This window comes from Exiguobacterium sp. s132, from assembly GCF_018617235.1.
GTDB lineage: Bacteria > Bacillota > Bacilli > Exiguobacteriales > Exiguobacteriaceae > Exiguobacterium > Exiguobacterium profundum.
The window spans coordinates 820,208-846,733 of record NZ_JACSJU010000001.1; the positions used below are offsets into that span (position 1 = coordinate 820,208).

Here is a 26,526-nt window from a genome sequence, read left to right on the forward strand (position 1 = left end):
TTATATTACTGATAAAAGAATTATTTGTAAACTGTTTCTTGAAGATTTCTTAAAATTTCTTTTAATTGCTCGGTATCTTCGACCTTGTGAATGCCTTGAATCGTCATTTCTTCGACGACATAATCGACCAACTCATCGATTTGGTCAAAGCGAATCCCAAGTTGTTCAAGTGACGTCGGAGCGGCGATCGCTTGTAGCCAATTCTCAAGGATTGAGGCGTCTTCGGATGAAGCCAATCGTTCTTGAACGATCAGCCCGAAGCCTACCTTGTCCCCGTGCAACCAATGATGCGTCGAATCAAAACGACTGAGTGCGTTATGCACCGCATGGGCGACGGCGACTCGGGTGCCGGCGTCACCGAATCCACCAACGGCACCACCGATGGCGAGGACATGATCGACGATAGATCGGATGTCCGTGCCATAATGGCGAAAATCATCTTCACGAATGGACAAATCCATCAACGCTCCGCATTGCGCCGCAAGTGAGAGCCCCGACTGAATCCCTGCGTCCCTTGATGTTGTTCCGCTAATATATCGAGCCTCGAACCACTTTGCGACCGTATCGATGACACCAGCCTTAAAATAGTCGTAAGGTGAATCACGTAACAGTCGTTCATCCGCGATGACGCGCTCGATGACGACGGGGAACGTATCATATCGTAAATATGTACCGTCTTCTCCATAGATCACGCTGAGCGGGGTGAAGGCGGCACAGTTTGACACAAGTGTCGGAATGACGATGAGCGGGACCGACTGGGTAAATGCAATCCGCTTCGCCGTATCAATCAATTTACCGCCACCGACAGCAATCCAGACGTCAGGTCGATGCGCTTTTAGTCGTTCGACTTCTTCGTCTGAACATTCCCCCTTGAATCGTACGCTCGGAATTTCTGCTAGACGAGGAGACACGCGAATCGCTTCACCGTATCCGTTAAATCCTTTCAAAACGAGTGCCTCCCGATTCCCAATCAGTGAGTAAAGTTGATCGAGCGCATCGTTCGAATGGTCGTATTCCAGCACCGCTTGTCGAATCATTGATGGACCTCCTCATAGGCTGCAAACAGTCTCTCAATCCGTTCTACCGCTTCATCAATCTTCTGTTCAGACGACACGAGACCAAAGCGGATGTGGTGCTCCCCCTCCGTTCCAAAAAAGTAGCCCGGTGTGACGGCGACGCCCGCCTCATGTAGTAACTTCGTCGAGAATGATTTTGCATCGCCTTCAGGCACTCTCGCCCATACGAAGAAAGAACCTTTTGGTGCCTCAATCTCCCACCCTGCCCGGCGTAACCCATCAATCAATCGGTTTCGTCTTGTTTCGTAAAGCGAGGCTAGGTCGTCACGTATGTCACGCGGGGATTCTAACGCCACGATGGCTGCCTCTTGAATGGCAGAGAACACAGAGACGTGGACATGATCTTGGTACGTATTGATCGCCTCGATGATATCTGCATTTCCGACTGCGAACGCGACACGCCATCCCGACATGTTGAACGCCTTCGACATCGTATACACCTCAATCCCGATTTCTTTTGCCCCGTCTGCTTGGAGAAAACTTGGCGGGACATGCCCATCAAAGCCAATACTTCCATAGGCGAAATCGTGTACGACCATCAGATCATGGTTTGTGGCGAATTTAACCGTCTCCTCAAAGAAGGCTGGCGTCGCGACAGCGCCGGTCGGATTGCTCGGGTAGTTCAAATACATGAGTCGTGCATGAAGCGGATCGAGCGTGGTGTAATCCGGGAGATAGCCGTGCTCTTCCTTCAACGTCAAATCGATGATGTCCGCTCCGGCGAGACGCGCTCCCGAGATATAATCGGGATAGCCAGGGTTCGGGAGCAAGATGCCTTCACCCGGCTCAAGAAGACACTGAGGCAACGTGATGAGACCCGATTTGCTGCCAATCAAAATCGCCACTTCTCGCGCCGGGTCAAGGTCGACTCCGTATTCACGTTGATAGAATGCGGCCACAGCTTCTTTTAGTCGAGCCTGTCCCCGGAATGGTCCGTATTGATGGGTCGTCGGGTCGGTCAATGCTCGTTCCAGTGCCTCACAGATCGGAGCTGGTGTCGGTAAGTCGGGTGTGCCTTGTCCGAGTCGGATGACAGTCTTGCCACTCGCCTCGACTGCCGCGACTTCTTCTGCTAATCCGACAAAGTGTTGTGTCGGTAACGATTTTAATAACTTGGAACGTCTGTCTGCCATGATGGGTCCTCCTAATACGAAAAAACACCCCTTTCTGAGGAAAGGGGTGCTCGATACAGACGTATGTAGTCAACCACCTTTCCATCTCTCAAGGTCACCTTGCTGGAATTAGCACAGTATTTTGCAATCTGTTGCTGAAGCTTCATCGGGCCAGTCCCTCCGCTTCTCTTGATAGAAAGTGTCATTCGCTATGTAATTTTTGTATGTCCCTAAGTTAACCAGACATTCCCAACGGTGTCAAACATTTTTTTCAAAGAGAACATCTATTGAATCCTTTTCAAAAAACATTCATAGTAAAAGAGTAGAAAAATTATATTTGTATGAGGGGATAGAGCATTGGAGCTTAATCGTCAACTTATTTGGAAACTGAGTGTAATCGGACTGATCTTGCTCGTCTTATGGCGTGTCATCAGTGAACCGGATACCATCTCACGTGTCTTACAATACACGTTTCAGTTACTGACCCCTATCATCATGGGGATTGCCATCGCCTTGTTACTCAACACCGTACTCTCTTATATTGAAGAACGGTTCCACTTGAAGCGGTATCAAGGACTACTCATCGTCTATATCACGTTCATCGGCATCTTGGCGATTTCGGTCGTCACGTTGTTCCCGCGGATTTACTCGAGTCTGTCATCACTCATCAATGAGTTACCGGTTTATATCCGTCAAATCGACGTGTTTTTAGGTGAAGTGAACAATTACTTGAAAGACTATAACGCGACGATCGCCCAAGCGATTGATTTTGCGCACTTCGAGGATCGTTACTCTGGATGGGTCGAGACGGCCGTCCTCTCTTCCGTTAGTTATGTCTCTAGTTTTACAATGACATTGATCAACTTCTTGATTGGGATTGTCATCTCCATCTATTTGTTAAAGGACAAAGAAGTCTTCGCTCGTATGTTCAAGCGTCTTCTCTATGCGCTATTACCCGTCGGCACTGCGAAGACGACAATCGATATCTTTCAAGAGATGGATTATATCTTTAAGCGATATATCATTGGGAAGTCGCTCGACTGTCTGATTATTGGAGTGCTAGCAGTCATCGGACTCTTGATCATCGGGGCCCCATATGCCCTACTTCTCGGAGTCATCGTCGGCGTCTTAAACTTCATCCCCTACGTCGGACCGCTACTCGGGATGATCCCAGCGTTTATCATCACCTATTTCTATGATCCGTTCACCGCCGTATTGGTACTCTTGTTCATCTTCTTGTTACAGCAGTTTGACGGATTGTGGCTCGGACCGAAGATTCTCGGAGATAGTGTCGGCATCACACCATTTTGGGTCATCACATCGATTATCATCGGAGGAAGCCTGTTCGGCCTCATCGGGATGTTCGTGAGCGTGCCGATCACGGCCATGATTCAAGTCGTCTTGTCTCGCCTCATCGATTATCGACTGAACCGAAAAAATCTAAACGAATTACTTTGATTCACCTCATAAATTTGTTGACACATTGAGGAAATGTGTCATACAGTTGAGGAGAAGAACACAATTAACAGAAAGGAGAGGTTCCCATGTCAGTAGTATCTTCGACACCATTCACTCAAGTTCATACTGATTGGCAGGCACCTCTTCGATTGATTCATATCTAAGACGCCTGCCTATCGAGGCATGCATAAACAACGTGGGACGTCGTATGCCTTCATGCATATGACGTCCCTTTTGTGTCTAAAATTAAATAAAGCAGGTGACCTGTATGTTTCAATCACTCAAGCGGCTCGACCGCAACATTTGGATTCGTTTTTTAGGGGAAACGATTACGGGAATTATGATGTTCATGATTGCCCCATTCCTTGTTCTCTACTATAGTGACCAGTTAGATAGCTACCTTCAAGTCGGAATCATCATGGCGACTGGCCCAATCATGGCGCTCCTCGGTTCGATGATCGGAGGACGTCTAGCAGACCTGTATGGTCGAAAACCAATCATGATGATCGCAATCATTGGGGACGCACTTGCCCTCATCGGATTTGCGTTCGCCGACTCGTTCTGGCCGCTTCTTTTATTGAACGCGATGCTCGGACTGACGAACTCGCTCTTCCACCCTGCCGCAAGCGCGATGGTCGCCGATGTCACGGAGCCAGAGCATATGAACGAAGCGTTCGGACTTTTACGGATGGGACATAACATCGGCGCTGCATTCGGTCCACTTCTTGGTAGTGCGGTGCTGTTCATCGACCGCGAGCTCATCTTCTTTGCGGCGGCATTCGTCTTTGGACTATATGCGATTGCGCTCGGCACGTTCATACATGAGTCGTTGCCCGAGTTTACGGAAGATGAGACTCCAAGCAACCGGGAAGTGTTGCGCGTCTTTTATAACGATCGCGTGTTTCTCGTCTTCATCTTTGCGGGTATATTCATATCAATGGGATTCTCCGTCGTCGAGAGCATGCTACCACTCTTTTTAAAAGAATCGCTCCCGACGTATACCGCACAACAGAACCCATTTCCGTATCTGTTAGCACTGAATGGAATCATGGTAGTTCTTTTCCAGTTCCCGATTGCTTCAAAACTCGGGAACAAGCCGTTCGGTAAGGTCATGTTAGCAGGAGCGACCGTATTTGGTATCGGTATGATCTTGCTTGCGATTGTGCCTAGAGCCTTGTTCGCACTCGATACCCCTTACGTGCCACTCGTCGGGATCTTACTCGCCGTATATGCGTTTTATACGTTAGGTGAGATGATCATGTCCCCTGTTCAGCAGACATTCATCGCCTTGATCGCACCGGAGAATATGCGTGGTGCCTATAACGGTGCAGCGAGTATCCAATGGCTGATCGGCGGTGTCACGGCACCAATCATCGCAAGTGTCTTTTTTGACAATCGTGCCGGACACATCGCTTTGATCCTCATCGGTGGAGCGAGTTGTTTATCAGGCATCATCTATTGGCAGCTCGGACGTCATGTCCAAGCAACGGAAGCAAAGCAAAAGACGGCTTAACCGCTCATTGACCACACTCTCTGATTTCGGAAGTGTGGTCTTTTCATTCTTTTCATCTTTATTAAAATTTGAAATTATCATTCAATTCACTTTACAATCATAATAATCCTTTTTATGATAAAACGGTTAAGGAGGGATCTTTCATGGAAAGGATCGATAAACAGACAATCGTGGACAGTGTTCCACAAAAAGGCTTCTTCGGACAACCGAAAGGGTTGTTCACTTTATTCTTCACTGAGTTTTGGGAACGTTTCTCGTACTATGGCATGCGGGCCATCCTCGTATTCTATATGTACTATGAAGTCTCTGAGGGAGGACTCGGTCTAGACCGAAACGTCGCACTCTCAATCATGTCCGTCTATGGCGCGCTTGTTTATATGTCTGGGGTCATTGGGGGATGGCTTGCAGACCGGATTTTCGGGACGTCTCGCGCGGTCTTCTACGGTGGTGTGTTCATCATGCTCGGACACATCGTCCTCTCGATTCCAGGTAGCGTCGTCTTCTTGTTCATCTCGATGGCGTTGATCGTCATTGGTACCGGATTATTGAAACCAAACGTATCAAGTATCGTCGGAGACATGTACAGCGAGACGGATCGCCGTCGTGACGCTGGATTCAGTATCTTCTACATGGGTATCAACTTAGGGGCATTCATTTCACCACTCATCGTCGGTCAAGTGCAAAAAGACTATGGATTCCACTGGGGCTTTGCGCTCGCGGCAATCGGGATGTTCGTTGGACTCGTCGTCTTCGTATTGACACGAAAAACGAACCTCGGCTTAGCTGGTTCGTATGTACCGAATCCGTTGACGCCTGATGAGAAAAAGAAAACGGTAAAAATCGTCAGCATTGTCACCATCGGAATTGCCATTTTGCTTGCAATTTTGATTCCACTAGGATGGTTCACGATCAATACGTTCATCTCACTTGTCGGGGTGTTCGGTATTGCGATCCCGACGATTTACTTCATCATCATGTATCGCAGCCCGAAAACGACTGAGGTCGAGCGCTCGCGAATCATCGCCTACATTCCGCTCTTCATCGCCTCCGTCATGTTCTGGGCGATCCAAGAGCAGGGTGCAACGATTTTGGCGAGCTATGCTGATACACGGACTGACTTAGAGTTCTTTGGATTCACGTTGTCACCAGCATGGTTCCAATCACTGAACCCACTGTTCATCATCTTACTGGCGCCGGTCTTCGCTTGGTTATGGGTCCGACTTGGTGACCGCGAACCGAGCATTCCGACGAAGTTTGCTTTCGGGATCTTATTTGCCGGAATCAGTTTCTTGGTCATCCTGCTCCCAGCATACTTCAGTGGTCCGGATGCCCTCGTCAGCCCACTCTGGCTCGTCTTAAGTTATTTCATCGTCGTTCTCGGAGAACTAAGTTTGTCACCGGTCGGGTTGTCGGCTACGACTAAACTCGCACCAGCTGCCTTCTCCGCTCAAACGATGTCGCTCTGGTTCTTATCGAACGCTGCGGCGCAAGGGATCAACGCACAGCTGGTCAAGTTCTACACACCTGAGAACGAGATGCTCTACTTCGGCGTGATTGGTGGCGTCGCCATCATCTTAAGCTTGATTCTGTTCGCACTTGCACCGAAAATCAAAGTGTATATGCGTGGTATCCATTAATCATCTAAAACGCCAGCCGATTGAATCGGCTGGCGTCATTTTTATTTTCGCACTTGAATGAGCGACAAGTAGCGATCGATCATATTGTGGTTAAAGTAGTCATGGAAGTTGTCTTGTTTCAGTGACTGAATCGATTCATGGAATGTCGCAGGCAGTGATGCGATTCCTTGGCTCTCGATTTGCTTCGCTGAATACTCGAACAAGTCGTCCTCGTTTGGAGAAGACGGAACGAGCTGTTGCTCGATTCCTTCAAGTCCGGCATAAATGAGCGCGGCAAGTGCCAAATATGGGTTCGCACTCGGATCAGGGTTTCGGACCTCTACACGAGTCGCACTTCCACGGGAAGCCGGAATTCGAATCATCGAACTGCGGTTCGATGGGCTCCAGCATATATTGACAGGTGCCTCGAATCCAGGAACGAGACGCTCGTATGATTCAGGTAGTGGATTCGTGAAGATTGCCGTGGCACGGGCATGCTTCAAAATCCCTTCGATGAAATGACGTGCCGTTTTCGACAATCCGTAATCCGCATCGACTTCGTCGAACGCGTTGGTCGTCGGATTTCCAGACTCATCATTCTTCCAGACAGAGATGTTCAAGTGCATCCCAGAACCGTTCACATCACGCAACGGTTTCGGCAAGAATGAGACGGATGCCCCTTTCTCCTTCGCCGCAATCTTGACGATTTCTTTGAAGAACTGAATGTTATCCGCTGTATGGAGTGCGTCATCATACTTGATGCCGATTTCATGTTGCGCAGGGGCGACCTCATGGTGCACTGCCTCAATGTTGAACCCGACACCGCTGAGACGATTCGCGATGTGCTGTCGCACTTCATATCCTTTATCCTCTGAACGTGTCGAGAAATATCCGGCCTCGTCATAAAATTCCCCGTTCTCGTCAAAAATGAAGAATTCTGGCTCTGCCCCGACGAATACCGAGTAGCCATCACGTGCTGCACGTTCGAGTGCATCCTTCAATACATTACGTGGGTCGTATTCATATCGCTCTCCCTCCGGAGTACATACATCACAGAAGAATGCCAAAATATTTTCCTCGCCGTCTTGCTCATACCGTGGACGATCTAAATCCGGTCTCAAGAATAAGTCTGAGTTTTTGATGGAAGAGAACCCGTTGATTGAAGAACCGTCAAACATCGTTTTTCCCTCAAAGACTTCAGGCAACAATTTTGCCGAAAGCGTCAAGAGTTTTAAATCACCGAGAACATCTGAGAAATATAGATGGATTTGGGTGATGTTTTTCTCTTGTACCGTTTTCTCAATATCTTGTTGCTTCTTTTTTGCGTCATCCTTGTCTGTTCCGAATAGATTTGCCATGATTCGTTAAAACCTCACTTCAATGGATTTGACAGGCAAGCTGTCTTTACGCACCGTTCGTACGCTTCTCTATAGTTCATAACCGAGTTCGATTTTTTCTAAACATGGAATTTCAGGAAAGGCAAAGTGGCTACATGCGACAAGAGTTGATATGATGGGTAAAGAATGTCACAGAGAGGGAGAACGCGATTGTATATTTTTATGACTGGTGGAACCGGATTTTTAGGAGGGCGACTCGCCAAAGAATTGATTCAACGGGGGCATCGCGTCTGTATGTTGGCGCGAACACCGGATAAGGTACAGGCACAATTCACCGCTGAAGAACAAAAGTCGATTGAAGTGTTACCAGGCGACTTGACGTCACATGCGCTCGGGGCCAATGAAGAGTTCATCGAGACACATAAAGGGAAAATTGATTTATTTCTACACATGGCTGCACTCGTCAAATTCGATGAAGAATTACGTGATGAATTGTTCGAGACCAATTTAACCGGAACGAAAGAGGCCCTTCGATTAACTAAGTTAATTGACTGCCATCGCTTTTTCCATGTGAGTACGGCTTACACGCTCGGCGCTAAAGAAGTTGGCGGGGAAACACTGTACGATGTGTCTCAGTCTTTTTTAAATCCTTATGAAGAGAGCAAGGCATACGCCGAGCAGGCGGTCTGGGAGTCACGGGATGAGCTTGACGTCTCAATCTTCCGACCGGCCATCATCGTCGGAGACTCGAAGACGGGAGAGGCAGACTCGAAGTTTACGATGTATGGATACATGCGCGCGCTCGAGCTATTCAAACGGAAACTGGAACGTCGTGGCCATGACTTCGAATCGATTCGATTGATCGGCTCTGCGACGGGTACTTCTAACCTTGTCCCTGTGGATTATGTAGCGGATGTACTACTCGCTGCCATCGAGCACGCGAAGGCGGGTACAATCTATAACGTGACGAACGACGCACCTCCAAAAAATGAAACAATGCTCGACTATATGAAAGAGTCCCTAGCATTCCCGCATTTAACGATCACGGAAACGCCAACATCGACACTAAGCTCAGTCGAACAGTCGTTCAATGATATGGTAAAAGTATTTAATCCTTATTTGAATCGGGACATTAGATTCCGTGACGACAACACGAAACAATTGCTTCAGGATGCCGGATTCGCTCCGCTCCGTCTCAATCATCAATCGTTACGTCGCATCGTGAATGCCTATTACAAAGCAAAATAAAAAATGGACCGATTTTTCCGGTCCATTTTTTATTTATCGCAAACAAGTACGATTTTACCGCCTTTGATTTCACGTTCGAGTGAATCTACCATCTCTTTTGTGAGTCCAAGACTCTCCATCTGTTCCATGCGATCTTCTGAATTGCTCGTGAATTTGGAAAGCAACGACTCGAACATCCCTTTCTCTGGGATTCGGTATGGTTGTACACCGGCCTCTGCTGCCAATCGAACGGTCAATTCTTCATCTTTGGCGAACAAATAGATATGCTCGTTCACACATCCGCCTGACACCATCTCATTTACTTCATGGTCCACCGTCGTCATATCATTCACTACTCTTGTCTCTAACATGCCCCATCCTCCTAAACGTTCACAGTCATGGTTTTCACTGTTTTTGTTATTCCCGAAAAATGAGGTGATAAACATGCAATCAATCTATTTCTTCGTTCGTGATCCATTCTTCGATGTCGAAATGTTGCACGATTCCCTCGATTCGATTGTGCTCTCCTTCCCTTTGAGTCCTACCCTCTAATCGAGCGGTCACTACGAACTGGGAATCGACAGTGCGGATACGAGATATGCGATATCCAGCTTGTTGTAACAATCCGGCGATAATCTCGATTTTTTCTATCTCACCTGAACGGAATGTATGCATCCATCACACCTCTTTCTATTTCACTCCTTATATATGCTATCATATCGTTTCTGACATGTGATGCTATACTATGGATAGAGAAAAGGAGTGAGTTCTGTGCCAAAACAAGACTTAAATACAATCATGCTTGAATATTTGAATGAGAAAGAAGACTATGAAGCGTTTGCCACAAAGCTGAAAGCGCTCCTCAGTGAATTGTTGACAGAAGCCGGCATCCAGTTCCATTCAATCGTCGCCCGTGCCAAAGAAGCGGACAGTCTATATGCCAAACTCTCACGCAAGCCTTATCAATATCGTTCCTTACGTGACGTACAAGACTTGGCCGGGATACGGATCGTGACATACTTTCATGACGACGTACGCGCCGTTGCGCAAATTTTAGAAGATGAATTCACCATCGACCGTGAACAGTCCATCGATAAGTCGACGTTGCTCGACTCCAATGAGTTCGGATATCTGTCTGTCCATTATGTCGTGGAATTAAGTGAAAAGCGACTTGCTCTCGGTGAATATCGCCGTTTTGCAGAAAAAGAGGCGGAAATTCAAGTCCGCTCGATCCTACAACACGCCTGGGCCGAGATTGAACACGACCTCGGATACAAAAATCCGAATGCCGTTCCTCCTGAAATCAAAAGAAGTTTCAGCCGGGTCGCTGGTCTATTGGAGATTGCCGACTCCGAGTTCGTGAACATTCGAAAACAGTTGCGAACATTCGAACAAGAAACAGTCGAACAAATTCTTGACTCTCCTGAAAAAGTGGCCATTACCCGAGATAATCTCAACTATTATATTGCGAATGATCAAACTGTCGAGAAACTAGACAACGCGATCTTCCAGAGCGAATGGCTACTCGAGACGGATCTCTCTGCCATCGTCGAGTTGACGAGAATGTTCCATTACGCCGATATCCGTACGTTCAAAGATTTGAATGACACACTTTCGACTTACTATACTCAAGCCGTCCAATGCGCAACCTTGTTGCCATCTTCTCTGTTACCGAGACAAGGCATGGGTGTCGTCTATGCCGTTCTCGCTAAACTGTTAGCGGAAGGCGACGATCCGCAGATTGAATTTTTCTTTAGACGGTTCTATCCTGACTTGAAACATTATGAAGACATCATTCAGCAAATTCGAGCAAAAGACGAGCCCCTATAACTTTACAGACAACATGTTTTTAATGTAGAATGTTTCTATGTTCTGAAGTATATATGAATAATATTATCGCTAGGAGGTAGTTTCGAGGATGACAACACCCGTACAGACCGCTTCACGTCGACAGCTCGTCGCAGACGCTGAACGTGGAATCCGGATGAACTATCGTGGAGTGAAAAAAAATCTCCGTTCGATGTTCTCACAGTATTTAACCCGCAATGAATTCTTCATTCTACGTTCTCTTTGTCAACAGAGTCCTCAAATCGCCTCTGCTCTGTCAAATGAGTTTCAATTTTCAGCTTCGATGATCACTGCGCTTGCCGATGAGTTGACGAAAAAAGGGTTGATTTCTCGCGAACGCAGCGAGCGTGACCGCCGTGTCGTTGAACTTCAGGCAACGGATGAAGGTCGTGAGTTGTTTGAGACATTAGAGAGCATGAAGATTGAATATTTGATGGATGTCTTCACTGATTTTTCAGATGACGAACTTATTTTACTTTCAAAATTATTAGATCGTATGGATGCTTAATCCGACTATAGCCCTTCACCGTAAAGGTGAAGGGCTATTTTTTGCGAAAAAAAGAGATGCGACCCATCGGTCAGCATCTCTTCATCTTTACGTTTCAATCAGGTGTGCCGTGACCACGATCCGGTCCCGATACCCAAGATTCTCGTCATACGGTCCTGCACAAGTGATCAATTGAATCCGCTTTGACTGAGTCGCCGCAAAAATGGAAGCGAGCGGCACTTGCTCGAGGCGATACTGTTTCACACTGACCACTTCATACGTTGCGACTTGGTCTTTCCGTTGGAGCGTCACCAGTTCTCCGATCGGAAGTTGATCCAGATTCGCAAAGATAGCTGGACCATTCAGATCATCTAGATGACCCGATAGGACGACATTCCCCGTTGCGCCTGCTTTGGCTCCGTATTGATACCAACCGACTTGATTCACGTCAGACGGTGTGTCCATTCTTCCGGCCTCATCCTTCCCGACCGCTTCAATCGATGTATCAACATCGATTGAGGGAATGATCAGCCGGGCAGGGACGAAACTGTTCGAATGAAACGTTTGTCGATCTACCTGCTTCGAGGTCAAGACCTGCGGTTCGGCAAATTCAGCCGTTGGCATCACGAACGGTTTGTCAGGAGCTTCCGCTTGAGCGCTCCATACGAGAAATGTGATTGTTCCTAAGAAAATCAGTTTAAGCGTCTTGCTTCTGACGACGAAAGACGTAGAATCCAGCTGCTGCCGCTCCAACCACTGCTGCTGCGAGCAACCAGTTCATTGAAGCTGTTTGAGCAAGACCACCTTGTCCTGTTTCAGGAGCCATCGCCATTTCCCCACCATCAGCGGCGAGAAGGACTTCAAACGCTGGTTCTCCTTCAAGGAGTCCGATTGCGAATGCTGTATAGTTTTTGCCACCTTCGAGTGCGACACCGTCAAGTGCTTTGACAACGTCAGTCGCTCCAGCCGGGCGTACTTCAAGGTCATACGTTCCAGCATCGAGTGTGCCGTAATCACTTACTGCTTTGAACTCGAGGTTTGAGAAGAGTGGGTCGCCACCTTTAGGTGCGACATCAACCGCTGGTGCATCTGGTGCGAAGTGAGCGACACGAACTTTCGATTTACCATCTTCAAAGTTTGCATCGTCTTCCATTGCAGCGATTTCGATGTTTTCAAGTTGACCGATCGCAGCGGCTGTATAGAACTTGCCTGCCTCAATTGAGAGGTCTGCTGCGACGACGACTGTTTCAGCGTCACCTGCCGGCTTGATTTCAACGTTGTAATCCCCTGCAGGAAGTGTCAAGTAGTCTGTGAGATCCTTGAATTCTGCTCCCTCGACCGCGACTTCCCCATCCACGTACACGTCAACTGCCGGTGCATCAGGTGAAGCATGTAGCACACGGACCATCGCATTTTCATGTCCATCCGCGCTAACCGGTAAGACGAAAGCGAAAGCCAGTGCTAGAGTACCCAGTAAAGACATCAACTTCTTCATGTGAAATTTCCTCCTTTTGATCTTTGGTAACCCACGACTTGCATACAACAAATGTGATGCAGTGCTACATGGTGTGCTACATCTGATTGCTATGTAGCTCGGTGACATCTTAAACTTAAGACAATCCGACAATGACGTAAAGGGGACACTATGCCCTGAATGTGCTCCGATATGCTAACGGACGAAAGCGCTACCTTTACATAAAATGTAGTTCCCTTCCACCCAAATATAAAACCACTCAGTCTGCGACTAAGTGGTTTTGTTTGCCCATTCGATATCATTGACAAAGACGGCATCGACTTGAAGCGCTAAACAACGCTCCAGTTGGTGTTGTGTTTTAATCGTATATGGTCTGATTGGAATCCCTCGATGTTGCAAGGAGCGTACTTCTTCGTCTGTGATGCGATCGATGTGCGGATGGACCGAATCCGCTCCGACGAATCGAAGATATCCTGAAATGTCATAAAGCGGCTGTGCAAGCAGAATGGCCGCCTCGATATCCGGTCGCATCTGTTTCAATCGGTGAATGGTTTCGTGATTGAATGAGGAAAAGAGAATGCGGGACTCATGAATCCCGGCGGACTCGATCGTATCGATGATGCGAGATTCAATTCCTTCATATCGTAGGACATCCGTCTTCACCTCTAAGTTCAAAATGACCGATTCCTCATTCACAAGGTCGAACAGGTCCTCGAGCGTAGGGATGTGTTCTTCTAGACCATGACGGACTCCAGCATTGAACTGTCTGAGCTCATCATAGGTATAGAGTGAAACTTGCCCTCTTCCGTCAGTCGTCCGCTCGAGCGTCTCGTCATGGATGAGAACGAGGACACCGTCCTTTGTCATGTGAACATCCGTCTCGATTCCGTCTGCCCCGGCCTCGAGTGCGAGCTTGAATGCCGACATCGTATTCTCCGGCCGATGTGCCATCACGCCACGATGTGCAAATCGTTTCATTTGGCAACTGTCTGATATTTTTTGGTCAAATATCGAACGAGTGGTTGGACCGAAATGGCTTGACCTGTCACTTGTTGAATGAGTTCGTTCGGTGTGAGACGTTTTCCATATTGATGAACGTTCTCCTGTAGCCACGCTTTGATTGGTTCGATTTCGCCTTCTGCAATCAACGTCTCAAATTCCGGAAGGGCTGATTTCAACGTTTCCGTCAACTGAGCCGCATAAATTAACCCCAGGGCATAGCTCGGGAAGTATCCGAATGAACCGCCTGCCCAATGGACGTCTTGAAGGACTCCTTTAGCATTTGACGGAACATCGAGTCCGAGATATTCTTTATACTTTTCATTCCATGCTGCAGGAAGCTCATCGACGGACAACGTCCCTTGGATGAGTGCCTTCTCGAGCTCATAGCGGATGATGATGTGTAGACTGTATGTCAATTCGTCAGCCTCGATCCGAATAAGAGATGGTTTCGCTTCATTCACACCTCGATAGAAAGTGTCGAAGTCGATCGCAGCGTATGCAGGATGAAGCGATTGTAGTTTCGGATAGACGCGATGCAAGAACGCTTCGCTTCGTCCGATGAAGTTCTCAAAGAAGAGCGACTGGGACTCATGAATCCCCATCGACGCACCGCCGCCTAGTCCGAGTTCATCGAGCATCGGGTCGATTTGCTGCTCATACGTCGCGTGCCCCGCTTCATGCATCGTACCAAACAGTGCATTTCTGAAATCTGCTTCATCATACTTCGTCGTAATCCGGACGTCGCGGCGGTTGATGGTGATTTCGAACGGATGCACTGTCGCATCCAATCGACCACGTGATAAATCGTAAGCGACGACATTCATCCAGTCATGACAAATGGTTTCTTGAACATCCGCCAGCATCGACCAGTCCATAGAGAGTGATTCTTTTGGTAGCTGCTGAATAAGAGGAACGAGTTCGTCTCGGAGCGAGGCGAACAATTCGTCTAAGAGCTCGACCGTCATGCCCGGTTCGAAATCATAGAGCAATGCATCGTACGGATGTTTCTCATAACCGAAATATTCCGCAAATTTTTGCTGGAATCCGATAATCTTATTAAGGTATGGAGCGAACGCGTCCCAATCATCCTGATCTTTCGCTTTTTCCCACGCCGTCTCAGCTTCTGAGACGAGCGTTACGTAAGCTTGATACTCATCATGCGGAATCTTGGCATTCCGTTCGTATTGCGTCTTCGCGACTTCAAGTGAACGCGCTTCAATGTCAGATAGACCCTCTTCATCCGCCATCCGTTCCAGCAATGAAGCGAACGACTCGCTCGTCTGTCGTTTGAATGCCTCGGTCGACAAATAACCGATTGTCTCTGCCCGGAGCGGTGCCGACTGTTCAGGCATTTGTGTACGCATGTCCCAATATAAGAGAGAGATTGCTTCATCGAAGGCACGCAGTTGTTTAAAATGTTCACGCCATTCTTTTGTTACTTCCATCTGTCTTTCACCCCTATGTGTTATTCTGTTCTCTTTCTACTTTATTATAGCTGTCAACCTTTGCCTACACCAGTTTACAAATCTTCTCGCTTACTGTAGGAAAGTGGTTTTGTGGCAGGACCTTCTAAGACGTTGCCTTTTGCATCGAAACGAGAACCGTGGCATGGACAATCCCATGACCGCTCGGCATTGTTCCATTTCACTGTACAGCCGAGGTGCGTACAGGTCAGGTTGACGACATGGCATTGGTTATCCAAATCTCGATAAACGCCACTCGTCTTGCCATCAACTTGCACGACTCCACCCTCGTCTAGCTGTAGGTCTTTTACATCTTTTCGTTCAAGTAGCCGATCGACTGTCCCTTTCGCAAATTGAGTGACAGTATCTAAGTTCGTTTTAAGAAATGCACTGATATCACTAGATTTAACCGTTTGACGGAGCGGTGAGACCAGATTGACGAATCGGTTCGGACGACCTGTGAGTTGATCAGCGAGCATGGTGCCGGCAGCGATTCCGTTCGTCATCCCCCATTTCGAAAATCCAGTCGCCACAAAGAGATCTGGTTCTCTCTTGAACATTTGCCCTACGTAAGGAAGTCCATCTAAGGTGATAAGATCTTGGGACGACCACCTATGAGATGCCCGATGCGTTCCAAAATGTGCCTGTGCGTCATTCTCCAATCGATCATATCGTAGACGCGTATCTGTGACTTGCCCAGCGGTATGCCCCTCACCTCCAACTAGTAAATAGCTTTTTCCGTTTTCACTATAGGATCGAAACGAGCGATTTTGCTGTCCAACCTCTAAATACATCCCTCTGAGTGGTCGACTCTCCACTTCGCAGGCAACGATATACGATCTTTCGATTGAAAACTTCGACACGTACAACCCGCGCAGGTCATTGAATGGATAGTGGGTCGCAATCACGACTTGATTTCCCTGTACCCTTCTACCGTTAGATGTAGTGACTACTGGACGTGGTCCCTGACTCACTTCCGTCGCTCTAGAATTTTCATAAATCTTTCCTCCGAGACGAACAAAACGTTCAGCTAATTCACGTAAGTATTTCACGGGATGGAATTGAGCTTGGTCATGGATCACCAACGCCTGCTCGATCGAGAACGGGAGAGCCTTTCTCACTTCTTCCGTCGCTTCTCCTCCGTCAATCTTCAAACGACGATACGCATCCAGTTCTTTAGTAAGTTCTTCGTTCGGTTCCCTAGAGTAAAGAAACGATTGTTCATTCGCGTAATCGCAGTCAAACCCTTCTTCAATTTGTTTTTTTAGATAGATGAGCGCTTCTGAGTTGAACTCGTAATATAAACGAGCGATGGACTCATCAAAATGACGAATCAACTTTTGATAAATCGTCCCATGTTGAACGGAACATTTTGCCGTCGTATGTCCCGTCGTCCCATGTCCAATCTCTAACGCTTCTAGAAGCGTCACTTGTTTCCCTCGCTTTTGGAGTTCATAGGCGCAGACGAGTCCCGCAATCCCTGCCCCGATGACGACGACTTCGGTCGATTCCGAAACGGAAAGGGATGGGTACGGCGTCCCAGTATCATGTTGACGCCAAATGGAGTTCGTGAACGGATAACGATGCATGATGCATCCTCCTCTCTAAAAGTGACATCTTTACCCTTATACCCGAAACGCAGTTCTTTCATCGCCGATCAATCATTGACCTAGTTCTTTATTTTATTAGCGAAAAAAAAGAGCGTTTTCTATTATGTTTATAGAGTAACCAAAAAAGGAGGGACTTTTGTTGACCCGTAGAAGGAGACACCGAAGAAGAACGTACATCATGCGAAGAATGATTGCCGCGGTCGTTTTACTCGGAATCATCGCACTGATCCCGACGTTGGTCGGATTTAAACAAGATAAAGAAGCACCGACATTAGCAGAAGCGTCCACACCAAAAGCTGAACCGCTGAAGACAGGTCCGCTTTTCCCGGATATCGACATGGGTTCATGGAGTCCGAGTGAGACGAAGATGATTTCGGATGAGGAAATCTCTGTTGGTGCACTAACTTTCGTCAATGTGACCAAACAAGAGATATTAATCGATAAAAACGCCAATGATCGTGTGTTTCCAGCCAGTACGACCAAATTGATGACGGCACTGCTTGCTTATGAGAAGGCATCTGCAGCGAATGAACTCGACCAACCAATCATTACGATTCAACAGTCGACACTCGATATTCCATGGGACAGCCATATCGCGCATCTTGCCATCGGGGATACATTGACAGTTCGTCAAGCACTTTACGCCACGCTACTTGAATCCGGAAACGATGCTGCGAACAGCCTTGCGGAATACACGAGCGGGTCGACCGAGGCCTTCGTTCAATTGATGAATGATCGAGCAAAGGTTTTAGGATTGACTGGAACGCATTTCGTAAATGCGCATGGCTACTCGGATCCGAATCATTATACGACGGCGAACGACATGGCTAAAATCGCCTTCGCATTCAGTACATACCCGGAGTTGATTGAAATTGCCGGGACTTATGAATTTAAAGCCGAATTTAAAGATAAAGACGGTAACGGCAAACGTCGTTGGTGGTATCACCTCGGTTCATCGGTTAATGAACGAAGTGTCAACTACTCCAAGTTTGTGACCGCCACGAAGACGGGTTATACGGACGAATCCGGATATACCATGGTATTCATCATGAAACATAATACCGAAACTTATATCTTGGTTACGATGCAGGCGAAGTCTGGACAAACATTCCCGACTATGCGACTCGTTGAAGAAATAGCATTCAAATAAAGAAGTAAAGAGCATTCAAAGATGCTCTTTTTCTTATGATTAAAAATATGTTTTCTGAAAATTTTCCCATAAATATTACATTCATGTTACACAGGAAAGTCCTCAGCATTTCAAATATTCAGAATATTTAAACTTTTTATCTGAAAATTTTAGCCTTCATCCGTTGGTATAATGGGCTTTAGAGCCGTTTTTATGAAAAAGTGTCAGTTTGCAATCATTTCAAAGGTTCTGTAAGGTAAAGCACAAGTTCGCATTTTCAACTTTTGTTTTTAACTGTGTGATGTCTTCACACAATCGCGAACGAGTTGATTAAATAGATCTTTTAACTTAATAGGAGGTAATTCAATGCTATGGCAAGAATGGGTATCAATCGCGCTTTATCTCGTGATGATGCTTCTTATCGGATATGTTGCGTATAAACGAACGACCGATTCATCAGATTATATGTTAGGTGGCCGTAAAATGGGGCCAGGCGTTACAGCCATGTCAGCCGGAGCTTCGGATATGAGTGGTTGGATGTTAATGGGACTACCGGGTGCAATGTATGCAACTGGACTATCAGCAATTTGGTTAGCCGTTGGATTGGTCATCGGAGCTTACTTGAACTACTTGTTAGTTGCTCCACGACTTCGCGTCTTCACAGAGATGGCGAACGATTCGATTACGATTCCAGACTTCTTAGAGAATCGGTTCCGAGATCACTCGAACTGGCTACGGATCCTTTCTGCATCCGTCATCATCATCTTCTTCACGTTCTACACGTCAGCTGGACTTGTATCCGGCGGGAAGTTGTTTGAAAGCTCATTCGGATTAAATTATCAGACAGGTGTCATTGTCACAATTAGTGTCGTCATCTTATACACCCTCTTCGGTGGATTCACGGCAGTTAGTTGGACGGACTTCGCACAAGGTGTCATCATGTTCTTGGCGCTCGTGCTCGTACCATTCGTCGCTTTAACAGATATCGGTGGAGTAGACACTGCTGTCAACTCTGCAACGACAATCAATGCCGATTTGTTCGACCTCTTTAAAGGGACGACGACACTCGGGATTATCGGTCTCCTCGCTTGGGGACTTGGTTACTTCGGTCAGCCACACATCATTGTTCGCTTTATGGCAATCCGTGATGTGAAATCATTGAAAACGGCTCGTCGTATCGGGATGAGCTGGATGACAGTATCTATAATCGGTGCCGTCATGACAGGGTTCGTCGGAATCGCTTATTTCCGAGGACAAGGAAATCCACTCGGGGACCCGGAAACAGTCTTCATTCAATTCTCTGAAGTCTTGTTCCACCCGTTCATCACTGGTTTCTTATTGGCAGCCATCCTTGCTGCGGTCATGTCGACGGTATCGTCGCAATTGCTCGTCACATCATCTGCATTGACAGAAGACTTCTATCGTAAATTCTTCAACAAAGATGCAAGTGAGAAGACGATGGTCCTTGCCGGACGTGTTGGTGTCTTGCTAGTAGGAGTTGTAGCGACGCTCATGTCACTCAACCCATCAAGTACAATCCTCACACTCGTCGGATATGCATGGGCTGGATTCGGTTCTGCATTTGGACCAGCAATCCTCTTGTCACTTTACTGGAGCAAGATGACGCGTCAAGGTGCCCTCGCTGGTATCCTCGTCGGTGCCATTACCGTCATTCTCTGGATCGTCACTGGACTTTCGACAGTCCTTTATGAAATGGTACCTGGCTTCTTCTTGAGTATGTTGGCAATCGTGCTTGTCAGTAACTTTACTAGCCAGAAAGAACAAAAACGCATCAACCGTGAATTCGGTGAAATGGAAGCTGAATTGGCAGCTGCGAAGAAAGAGTAACGATTCACACAAAAACTCGGTTCCCTATAAAGGGACCGAGTTTTTTGTTTTACATCGATGCTGCGATTAACCAGACACGAATCACAAACGGTACGAGAACCAACACGAACATTGCGTTTCGCATCCACCGATTTCGGTTCCAATAGTACGCCATTAGTACGAACGGATGCAATGCGACCAATTCGTATGGATTGAACCAAAACCATGTGAGAATCAGTACGATTAAAAAGTACAATACTGATTTTTCTTTCGACGTTCGGTATTCACGCCACATATCATAGGCGCCTTTAAAGAAAACGATGAATGTTGCAATCCAGAATACGATGACAATCACATTATCAAATCCACTAAACAACTGAGTAACCACCTTTTAGGAAGGATTTTCTACATAAAAACCGCCCCAGTAAATATGACGATACGTAAACTCTTTTCCACTTTCTACAGTAATCACAATTTCATCTTCCGTCAACACGAGGACATGAACCGGTACCTCACCCTTGCGAAGCATCGGGCTAAATAATTGAAACTGTTTGTTCAACCATTTGCGCTCTGAAAAGTTTTGATAGTGATGTAGAGAAAGCATCGGATGGCTCAAGTATGCAGCTCCAACTATTGCGACAGCGATCGGTGGCGCGCCGATTTCCATCATGAACGAGAAGACAAGAACAAGTGATAGCACCCCATACGCGAACTCTACTAATTCCATGAGAGAAGCTCGGCTAGCTATCACATATTGAATCACACGAAACATGAGATACAAGATGATACTGACAATCAAGTACTCAGAGAATGGCGAATGTCGGAACGATACGTCCAAATAGAACAAGACAGGTAACAGTAGGATCCATTTCCATAGATGTAAGGCGAGGTAAAACAATGATTGATCGATGAAACGACGATTGTGTACGAGCCGTTGCATATCCATGTTTCCCACCTCCGCTTTGATGATGTGACCTTACGATACCATTCCCTATTCTTTCGAATGATAACTAGCAATTACACGTCTAACGAAGTTTTTCTTTCCTCTCGATTAACGTCGCATTCAACAGCCCACCAAGCAAGATGACAGAGGCAGCGAGATAGAACCAAATCAATAAGACGATGAACGCACCGAGTTGACCATAAAACTGCTCGTAATTTGCGAATTGTGAATAGTAACTAAACACGTTCGAGACAAGCAGAATCCCTACTGTTGCAAAAGCGGCTCCGGCCCAACTATTTTTAAATGTTCCGGACACACTTGGCAACCACTTATATACAAATACGAATACAGTGAATAGAAGACCTGTTCCGATGATCCATCTGAAGTAAAACCAAATCTGCGCATATGTCGTGACAATCTCATCGATGAACAACACGTATGAAGAGATTTCTCGAAGTGCCGTCTCAATCACAGGGACGAGCAATGAAAATGGCAACACAAACATGAGCGCCAAGGTGATGGCGATATCCTGTAAGACGCCCCTCCAAAAGGCTTTATTACGAACAGCCCGGTAGGCATCGTTCAATGCCCGCACGAGAGATTGTACGGCCATCGATGAGATCCAGAGTGCTGGTAAGATACTGAATGATGCCAATTTCAATTTGGAGTTGTCGAATACGGCTTCAATGTTCCCTTCTAATAGCTTGTAACTGGCTTCAGGCATGATGAGTGATAACGCTTGAATCACATCGCCACTCGTAAACGGTAAAAATCCAACAATACCTAATACGAATAATAAGAACGGGAACGTAGATAAAATGAAATAATAGGCTAACATGGCCGCTTGATCAAAAAAACGTTCAGTAAAAAATCGCTTGACGATTGTCAAAAATACTTGTTTCATCGATACTCTCTACTTTCTTTTTATAATATAATGCGGTATTTGAAATAATAAGTTCAAAATGAAGAGGAAGCCCCTGTTTGCCAGGGACGTCCCATTGATTGATGATCCTTCAACTAATTTCTTCTTTCTTTGTTTCCCACGCTTCAATATGTTCTTTACCAGGAAGTTCGACACCATCTTTAAAGAATTCCGGGTCTCTTCCTTCTTTCTTTTGGACCATATAGTCGTCGAGGAGTGTCTTGGCAACTTTACTCAATCGGAAAATCGCATACATGTTGACGAGTGCCATCAAGCCCATAAAGATGTCGGCAATCGACCAGACGAGTCCCGCAGATCGCACCGACCCGAACATGACCATCCCGACAACAGCAATCCGATAGATTATCAAATATCGCTTCTTCTCAGATATGAACTCGATGTTCGTCTCTCCATAATAATAATTGGCCAAAATCGAACTGAAGGCAAAAAGTAAGATGGCGACAGTCATGAGAGTCGTCGCAATCGGTCCGATTTCAACGAGAAGCGCCTCTTGGGCAAACTCAATCCCTTGGAAAGCTTCAGAGCCTTCCACTCCTGAAATGAGGACAATCATCGCCGTTGCGGTACAGATGAACAAGGTGTCGACGAATACGCTAAGCGATTGAATCAATCCTTGCTTGACCGGGTGACTCACCTCAGCGGTAGCTGCGGCGTTCGGGGCAGACCCCATACCTGCCTCGTTCGAGAAGAGACCACGTCGAATTCCTTGGAGGACGGCTGCACCGACCGCACCACCGAACAACTGTTGGAAACCGAGGACACCTTCAGAGAAGATGGCGGAGAACACCTGTGGCACGACATCAAGATTCGTAAGGACGACCCAAATGGCAAGTAAGATATAACCGCCCGCCATGATTGGTACAATGATTCCCGATAAGGTCGAGATGGAACGAATCCCACCGAAGATGACGATAGCGGTGACAACGGACAAGATGATGCCGACCCAGACCGTATCGATCTCAAATACGTTATTCACGGAGAGTGCGATTGTATTCGCCTGGACGGAGTTAAACGCAAAACCGAACGCGAACGTAATCAAAATAGCAAATACGATGCCTAACCAGCGTGCACCGAGAGCCCGCTCAATATAGTACGCCGGACCACCGCGCCACGCCTTGCCGTCATGCACTTTATACACCTGGGCGAGCGTACTTTCAACAAACGCCGAAGCTGCTCCGATCAAGGCGATGAGCCACATCCAAAATACTGCCCCGGGACCTCCTAAGGCAATGGCCGTCGATACGCCGGCGATGTTCCCCGTACCGACACGGGCAGCCGTTCCGATGGCGAACGCTTGGAAAGATGAGACCTGTCCTTTCTCATGCTTGATTCCTTTCACGAATAAGAGTTTAAACATTTCCGGTAACATTCGAAATTGAACGAACCCCATCCGAATCGTAAAATAAAGACCTCCTGCAATCAATACGAAGATGAGAAGGTACGACCATAAATAGTCATTGATTTGCATAATCAGTTCACGAATATCCAACGAAATCGCCTCCTTTTATCGGGTTTTTACCCGGTCTGAATATGACGGAAACAGTATGTTCACCGCACTTCCTTTAGAATCTCTTCACAGAGACGATGTGTCTCGAGACTGTCTTCCGCGACAACGGAGGCGTTCGGTTCCCCACGAAGTAAACGTAAGAAGTCTTCCACAAGGTCGATAAACCCTCGACGTTTCAAATTCGACTCCCATGGGTCGAGTGACCATTCCTTCACACCGTCTCGTCCATAGTCTGTAATCCGCTCCACATCACGCGTGACCCGCTTCACGGTCGGTGACATGACCTCCATCACTTCTTCGGTACAACCGTTGTCTCGGTTCATCCAACCGATTGCCTCGATTCCCCCTGCCTTGAAATGAATCATCACTTGTTTCAGCACATCCCCTTCAAATCGAGGTGTGACACGTAAACGTTCGACAGGCTGAAGATCGGTCAAATAACGGAGCGTATCGACGACATGCACGAAATCCTCAATCACAAATTCGCGGAGCGTTGCCTGTTTATACGTTCTGTTCTTTTGAATGAAGACCATATTTTTTTCTTCAATTTGTTTGAGTGCCTGCGTGGCCGTGGCAAATCGGCGATTGAAGCCTGTGACGAGATGGACGCCATTCTCTTTAGCAAGTGCGACGAGTCGCTCCGTCTCTTCAAGAGTGAACGTGATCGGTTTGTCGATGAAGACATGCTTCCCTTGCCGCAGACAATACTCGGCTTGCTCATAATGGACAGCTGTCGTCGAATGAATCATGACGGCATCGATTTCTGTCATCGGCACGGCGTGTAGGTCTGAGTACCCTCCTTTGAAACGAAAGGTCGAGATGATATCGTGTAACTTCTGTTCATCCCTTGAGACGAGATACACATCAACGTCCTTTAATCCGGCATATACAGGTAGATATGCTTTTTTGGCGACATCCCCGATGCCCACTACTAAAATATTCATTTGCTCACTCCTCCAATATTATGTAGAAAGCCCGAAGCGATTGCCTCGGGCTCACGTAATAGATACAATCTCAAAACTTGTGATCGGTTCACGAATCGCGTCAGATACAATCTGGTAAGCCGCATGTAATTCTTCTTGATTATTTAAGTCCGGCACACGGTCCATTTCTACCTCGACCGTCCGAGTGTTCTGTTCTTTCACATGTAACTGATATTCGACTGTATACTTTTCCATCATCTGTCCCCCTCTAATTATACATATGTTATGTATATCCTGTTACACGGATGATGAAACAAGTGAGTTTGTTCTAAGAAAACAGAAAAATGACCGCTCAGGTGAACGGTCATGGATTCATCATTCTGATTTCGGTTTTGCGTCACGGTCCGGACGTGGGCGACGCTTTCCGAAGTACTGGTAATATTGCGTCTCGATATTTCCGTTGTACAGCTTCCGACGCTTCGTCGCCGGGCGCCCGTATGCCTTCTCGAAGTCTTCATAACTCGTCAACATGTAGACGCTGTAACCAGGGTATTTCGCATATTGCTCTCCGATTCGCTCGTACAAGTCGATAATTTCTTCTTCTGACTGAAGTCGTTCCCCATAAGGTGGGTTTCCGATGATGACCCCGTACTCTTCTTTCGGCTTCAGTGCGGCTGCGTCACTATGGACGAACGTGATTGCATCACGAACATCAGCGAGTTCCGCATTGTCTTTTGCAAGTTTCACCATCCGCGGATCGAGGTCGATTCCATAGATTTTTAACGGTTTATCCCACTCCGCCTTCTCATTCGCTTCATTGATTGCCGCATACCAGGCTTTTTTCGGGATGCATGTCCAATCCTGTGCGAAGTATTCACGGTTGATACCCGGCGCGATATTTCGTCCAATCATCGCCGCTTCGATGGCGAGCGTCCCTGAACCTGTAAATACGTCATAAAACGGCATGTCCGGACGCCAGTTTGTCAATTGAATCATCGCCGCTGCCATCGTCTCTTTGAGTGGAGCTTGCGAATGAAGCTCACGGTAGCCTCGACGGTGAAGTGGACCGGACGTATCGATCGTGATGGTCGCCACATCTTTCAAAAGAGCGACTTCGATTGGGAATTTCGCGCCTGACTTCGGCAACCATTCTCCCTCTTTACGATAGCCGCGTTGCATCGCTTCAACGATCGCCTTCTCCGTGATTTTCTGACAGTCACGAATCGAGAACAGCTTTGATTTGACCGAGCGTCCGTCGACCGTGAACGCCGCGTCCCACGGCATGAGGTCGGTCCATGGTAACGCTACGACCCCGTCAAACAATTCTGTAAACGTTGTCGCCTTGAACTCGGCAACGACGAGTTTGACCCGGTCTGCTGTCCGCAACCACATGTTCAGACGTGGGATGTCTTCCATTTCCGCGTCGATATAAATCCGTCCGTTCTCGACTTCGCACGTGTATCCTAAATCCCTTACTTCTTTTGCCACAAGTGCCTCGATTCCCATCGCTGCCGTCGCAATCAGTTTACGTTTTGCCATCTAAATCGCCTTCCTTCTACATAAATATCTTTCAGTCATTTTGTAAGTTGTAAAAAAATCATGAAAAAAGGAGCTCAAGTATATGTGCTTGAACTCCTTGTCGTTGTCAGTTGAGACTATGTTGTCCTGTAAGCCATGTTCTGTACTCCGGTGCTCATAGCGGTCTCCCTGGCACGATGGAGTGACAATCATCTATCTGCGCACATCGGCGCCCTCCGTCCCGTTCGATTCCGGTCTGGAAGTTCCCCTACCATAGTTTGGGTTTCTCGCTCGTGGGGTTTACCTCGTTCCACTCTGAACGTTTCCGATCAGACTCCGTCACTGTGGCACTTTCAAGAAGCGGACACCATATCCGAGGACTTAGGTGTTTCTTCTGCCGTCAACTTGCGTTGCCTACACTTATCGTTTCGTGTAGCACGATCACTACAGCCATCACAGGCTGTGCGAGCATGGACTTTCCTCAAGACTTGCGTCCCGCGATTGTCCAGACTT

Annotated in this window: 25 protein-coding genes, 1 other RNA gene and 1 riboswitch; of the genes, 8 read left to right on the forward strand and 18 right to left on the reverse strand. The window is 47.2% G+C overall.

What is annotated here, in order from left to right; genetic code table 11:
- Positions 1–20 precede the first annotated feature (20 nt).
- A complete protein-coding gene (locus tag KNO78_RS04195) occupies positions 21–1,037 on the reverse strand; it encodes an iron-containing alcohol dehydrogenase (RefSeq protein WP_214690879.1) in 1,017 nt (338 codons plus the stop codon).
- Entirely contained in the window at positions 1,034–2,209 is a 1,176-nt protein-coding gene (locus tag KNO78_RS04200) for an aminotransferase class I/II-fold pyridoxal phosphate-dependent enzyme (RefSeq protein ID WP_211782801.1), read from the reverse strand. Before KNO78_RS04200 ends, KNO78_RS04195 begins: the two co-directional genes overlap by 4 nt.
- 78 nt (positions 2,210–2,287) lie before the next feature.
- Positions 2,288–2,387, reverse strand: a riboswitch (SAM riboswitch).
- A 158-nt stretch (positions 2,388–2,545) separates the two neighbouring features.
- Between KNO78_RS04200 and KNO78_RS04205 the strand changes: the two genes are divergently transcribed.
- The 3 genes from KNO78_RS04205 to KNO78_RS04215 all read left to right on the forward strand — a co-directional run bounded on the left by KNO78_RS04205 (position 2,546) and on the right by KNO78_RS04215 (position 6,796).
- A complete protein-coding gene (locus KNO78_RS04205; RefSeq protein WP_214690878.1) occupies positions 2,546–3,646 on the forward strand; it encodes an AI-2E family transporter in 1,101 nt (366 codons plus the stop codon).
- Between the two features lie 268 nt (positions 3,647–3,914).
- Positions 3,915–5,159 (forward strand): MDR family MFS transporter, encoded by a 1,245-nt coding sequence (locus tag KNO78_RS04210; protein ID WP_031423648.1) that lies wholly within the window; start codon positions 3,915–3,917, stop codon positions 5,157–5,159.
- Between the two features lie 143 nt (positions 5,160–5,302).
- Positions 5,303–6,796 (forward strand): peptide MFS transporter, encoded by a 1,494-nt coding sequence (locus KNO78_RS04215; protein WP_214690877.1) that lies wholly within the window; start codon positions 5,303–5,305, stop codon positions 6,794–6,796.
- 41 nt (positions 6,797–6,837) lie between these two features.
- On the opposite strand, the gene KNO78_RS04220 is transcribed toward KNO78_RS04215, so the two are convergent.
- Positions 6,838–8,133 carry a glutamine synthetase family protein gene (locus tag KNO78_RS04220; RefSeq protein WP_047795294.1) on the reverse strand — a complete coding sequence of 432 codons (1,296 nt, stop codon included), beginning with the start codon at positions 8,131–8,133 and terminating at the stop codon, positions 6,838–6,840.
- A gap of 189 nt (positions 8,134–8,322) precedes the next feature.
- Between KNO78_RS04220 and KNO78_RS04225 the strand changes: the two genes are divergently transcribed.
- Positions 8,323–9,360, forward strand: coding sequence for an SDR family oxidoreductase (locus tag KNO78_RS04225; RefSeq protein WP_214690876.1), 1,038 nt, complete (start codon positions 8,323–8,325; stop codon positions 9,358–9,360).
- A gap of 29 nt (positions 9,361–9,389) precedes the next feature.
- Here the strand turns inward: KNO78_RS04225 and KNO78_RS04230 are convergent, their stop codons facing one another.
- Positions 9,390–9,710 carry a YflT domain-containing protein gene (locus KNO78_RS04230; RefSeq protein WP_031423645.1) on the reverse strand — a complete coding sequence of 107 codons (321 nt, stop codon included), beginning with the start codon at positions 9,708–9,710 and terminating at the stop codon, positions 9,390–9,392.
- A 79-nt stretch (positions 9,711–9,789) separates the two neighbouring features.
- Positions 9,790–10,014, reverse strand: a complete 225-nt coding sequence (locus KNO78_RS04235) for a hypothetical protein (RefSeq protein ID WP_214690875.1) — start codon at positions 10,012–10,014, stop codon at positions 9,790–9,792.
- Positions 10,015–10,110: 96 nt separating this feature from the next.
- On the opposite strand from KNO78_RS04235, the gene KNO78_RS04240 reads away from it, so the two are divergent.
- Entirely contained in the window at positions 10,111–11,169 is a 1,059-nt protein-coding gene (locus tag KNO78_RS04240; protein WP_240499823.1) for a GTP pyrophosphokinase, read from the forward strand.
- Positions 11,170–11,257: 88 nt separating this feature from the next.
- Positions 11,258–11,695: a MarR family winged helix-turn-helix transcriptional regulator gene (locus KNO78_RS04245; protein ID WP_012726357.1), complete on the forward strand. Its 438-nt coding sequence runs from the start codon at positions 11,258–11,260 to the stop codon at positions 11,693–11,695.
- An 87-nt stretch (positions 11,696–11,782) separates the two neighbouring features.
- Here the strand turns inward: KNO78_RS04245 and KNO78_RS04250 are convergent, their stop codons facing one another.
- The 5 genes from KNO78_RS04250 to KNO78_RS04270 all read right to left on the reverse strand — a co-directional run bounded on the left by KNO78_RS04250 (position 11,783) and on the right by KNO78_RS04270 (position 17,202).
- On the reverse strand, positions 11,783–12,427 hold the full coding sequence (locus tag KNO78_RS04250) for a class F sortase (protein WP_251125240.1): 645 nt from the start codon (positions 12,425–12,427) through the stop codon (positions 11,783–11,785).
- Complete coding sequence (locus tag KNO78_RS04255; protein WP_012726359.1) at positions 12,372–13,169, reverse strand: DUF4397 domain-containing protein; 798 nt, start codon at positions 13,167–13,169, stop codon at positions 12,372–12,374. Before KNO78_RS04255 ends, KNO78_RS04250 begins: the two co-directional genes overlap by 56 nt.
- A 249-nt stretch (positions 13,170–13,418) precedes the next feature.
- Entirely contained in the window at positions 13,419–14,126 is a 708-nt protein-coding gene (locus tag KNO78_RS04260) for a glycerophosphodiester phosphodiesterase (protein WP_214690874.1), read from the reverse strand.
- Positions 14,123–15,595 (reverse strand): carboxypeptidase M32, encoded by a 1,473-nt coding sequence (locus tag KNO78_RS04265; RefSeq protein WP_214690873.1) that lies wholly within the window; start codon positions 15,593–15,595, stop codon positions 14,123–14,125. Before KNO78_RS04265 ends, KNO78_RS04260 begins: the two co-directional genes overlap by 4 nt.
- A gap of 74 nt (positions 15,596–15,669) precedes the next feature.
- A complete protein-coding gene (locus KNO78_RS04270; protein ID WP_214690872.1) occupies positions 15,670–17,202 on the reverse strand; it encodes an FAD-dependent oxidoreductase in 1,533 nt (510 codons plus the stop codon).
- A 199-nt stretch (positions 17,203–17,401) separates the two neighbouring features.
- On the opposite strand from KNO78_RS04270, the gene KNO78_RS04275 reads away from it, so the two are divergent.
- Together KNO78_RS04275 and putP are read left to right on the forward strand one after the other, a co-directional pair.
- Positions 17,402–18,373 (forward strand): D-alanyl-D-alanine carboxypeptidase family protein, encoded by a 972-nt coding sequence (locus KNO78_RS04275; protein WP_074036977.1) that lies wholly within the window; start codon positions 17,402–17,404, stop codon positions 18,371–18,373.
- 345 nt (positions 18,374–18,718) lie between these two features.
- Positions 18,719–20,200: a sodium/proline symporter PutP gene (gene putP, locus KNO78_RS04280; RefSeq protein WP_078146955.1), complete on the forward strand. Its 1,482-nt coding sequence runs from the start codon at positions 18,719–18,721 to the stop codon at positions 20,198–20,200.
- 49 nt (positions 20,201–20,249) lie between these two features.
- Here putP and KNO78_RS04285 read toward each other — a convergent pair whose 3' ends face one another.
- The 8 genes from KNO78_RS04285 to rnpB all read right to left on the reverse strand — a co-directional run bounded on the left by KNO78_RS04285 (position 20,250) and on the right by rnpB (position 26,526).
- The gene (locus KNO78_RS04285; RefSeq protein ID WP_214690871.1) at positions 20,250–20,555 is read right to left on the reverse strand and encodes a hypothetical protein; all 306 of its coding nucleotides are present in this window, start codon (positions 20,553–20,555) and stop codon (positions 20,250–20,252) included.
- Positions 20,556–20,570: 15 nt separating this feature from the next.
- The gene (locus KNO78_RS04290; RefSeq protein ID WP_214690870.1) at positions 20,571–21,125 is read right to left on the reverse strand and encodes a hypothetical protein; all 555 of its coding nucleotides are present in this window, start codon (positions 21,123–21,125) and stop codon (positions 20,571–20,573) included.
- Positions 21,126–21,204: 79 nt separating this feature from the next.
- A complete protein-coding gene (locus KNO78_RS04295) occupies positions 21,205–22,026 on the reverse strand; it encodes a YihY/virulence factor BrkB family protein (RefSeq protein ID WP_196430760.1) in 822 nt (273 codons plus the stop codon).
- Between the two features lie 109 nt (positions 22,027–22,135).
- A complete protein-coding gene (locus KNO78_RS04300) occupies positions 22,136–23,554 on the reverse strand; it encodes an alanine/glycine:cation symporter family protein (protein ID WP_214690869.1) in 1,419 nt (472 codons plus the stop codon).
- A 59-nt stretch (positions 23,555–23,613) separates the two neighbouring features.
- Entirely contained in the window at positions 23,614–24,516 is a 903-nt protein-coding gene (locus KNO78_RS04305) for a Gfo/Idh/MocA family protein (RefSeq protein ID WP_214690868.1), read from the reverse strand.
- Positions 24,517–24,567: 51 nt separating this feature from the next.
- Positions 24,568–24,750 carry a hypothetical protein gene (locus KNO78_RS04310; protein WP_230872813.1) on the reverse strand — a complete coding sequence of 61 codons (183 nt, stop codon included), beginning with the start codon at positions 24,748–24,750 and terminating at the stop codon, positions 24,568–24,570.
- A gap of 120 nt (positions 24,751–24,870) precedes the next feature.
- Positions 24,871–26,034, reverse strand: a complete 1,164-nt coding sequence (locus tag KNO78_RS04315; protein ID WP_074036970.1) for a THUMP domain-containing class I SAM-dependent RNA methyltransferase — start codon at positions 26,032–26,034, stop codon at positions 24,871–24,873.
- A gap of 124 nt (positions 26,035–26,158) precedes the next feature.
- An RNA gene (gene rnpB, locus KNO78_RS04320) (RNase P RNA component class B) lies at positions 26,159–26,526 on the reverse strand.

Bases quoted from the DNA above. Each gene is read 5' to 3' on its own strand.
- KNO78_RS04255 (WP_012726359.1), bottom strand. From the start codon at position 13,169: ATGAAGAAGTTGATGTCTTTACTGGGTACTCTAGCACTGGCTTTCGCT.
- KNO78_RS04270 (WP_214690872.1), bottom strand. From the start codon at position 17,202: ATGCATCGTTATCCGTTCACGAACTCCATTTGGCGTCAACATGATACT.
- KNO78_RS04210 (WP_031423648.1), top strand. From the start codon at position 3,915: ATGTTTCAATCACTCAAGCGGCTCGACCGCAACATTTGGATTCGTTTT.
- KNO78_RS04230 (WP_031423645.1), bottom strand. From the start codon at position 9,710: ATGTTAGAGACAAGAGTAGTGAATGATATGACGACGGTGGACCATGAA.
- putP (WP_078146955.1), top strand. From the start codon at position 18,719: ATGCTATGGCAAGAATGGGTATCAATCGCGCTTTATCTCGTGATGATG.
- KNO78_RS04295 (WP_196430760.1), bottom strand. From the start codon at position 22,026: ATGAAACAAGTATTTTTGACAATCGTCAAGCGATTTTTTACTGAACGT.
- KNO78_RS04290 (WP_214690870.1), bottom strand. From the start codon at position 21,125: ATGGATATGCAACGGCTCGTACACAATCGTCGTTTCATCGATCAATCA.
- KNO78_RS04260 (WP_214690874.1), bottom strand. From the start codon at position 14,126: ATGAAACGATTTGCACATCGTGGCGTGATGGCACATCGGCCGGAGAAT.
- KNO78_RS04215 (WP_214690877.1), top strand. From the start codon at position 5,303: ATGGAAAGGATCGATAAACAGACAATCGTGGACAGTGTTCCACAAAAA.
- KNO78_RS04200 (WP_211782801.1), bottom strand. From the start codon at position 2,209: ATGGCAGACAGACGTTCCAAGTTATTAAAATCGTTACCGACACAACAC.
- KNO78_RS04275 (WP_074036977.1), top strand. From the start codon at position 17,402: ATGCGAAGAATGATTGCCGCGGTCGTTTTACTCGGAATCATCGCACTG.
- KNO78_RS04195 (WP_214690879.1), bottom strand. From the start codon at position 1,037: ATGATTCGACAAGCGGTGCTGGAATACGACCATTCGAACGATGCGCTC.
- KNO78_RS04265 (WP_214690873.1), bottom strand. From the start codon at position 15,595: ATGGAAGTAACAAAAGAATGGCGTGAACATTTTAAACAACTGCGTGCC.
- KNO78_RS04220 (WP_047795294.1), bottom strand. From the start codon at position 8,133: ATGGCAAATCTATTCGGAACAGACAAGGATGACGCAAAAAAGAAGCAA.
- KNO78_RS04245 (WP_012726357.1), top strand. From the start codon at position 11,258: ATGACAACACCCGTACAGACCGCTTCACGTCGACAGCTCGTCGCAGAC.
- KNO78_RS04305 (WP_214690868.1), bottom strand. From the start codon at position 24,516: ATGAATATTTTAGTAGTGGGCATCGGGGATGTCGCCAAAAAAGCATAT.
- KNO78_RS04315 (WP_074036970.1), bottom strand. From the start codon at position 26,034: ATGGCAAAACGTAAACTGATTGCGACGGCAGCGATGGGAATCGAGGCA.
- KNO78_RS04310 (WP_230872813.1), bottom strand. From the start codon at position 24,750: ATGGAAAAGTATACAGTCGAATATCAGTTACATGTGAAAGAACAGAAC.
- KNO78_RS04235 (WP_214690875.1), bottom strand. From the start codon at position 10,014: ATGCATACATTCCGTTCAGGTGAGATAGAAAAAATCGAGATTATCGCC.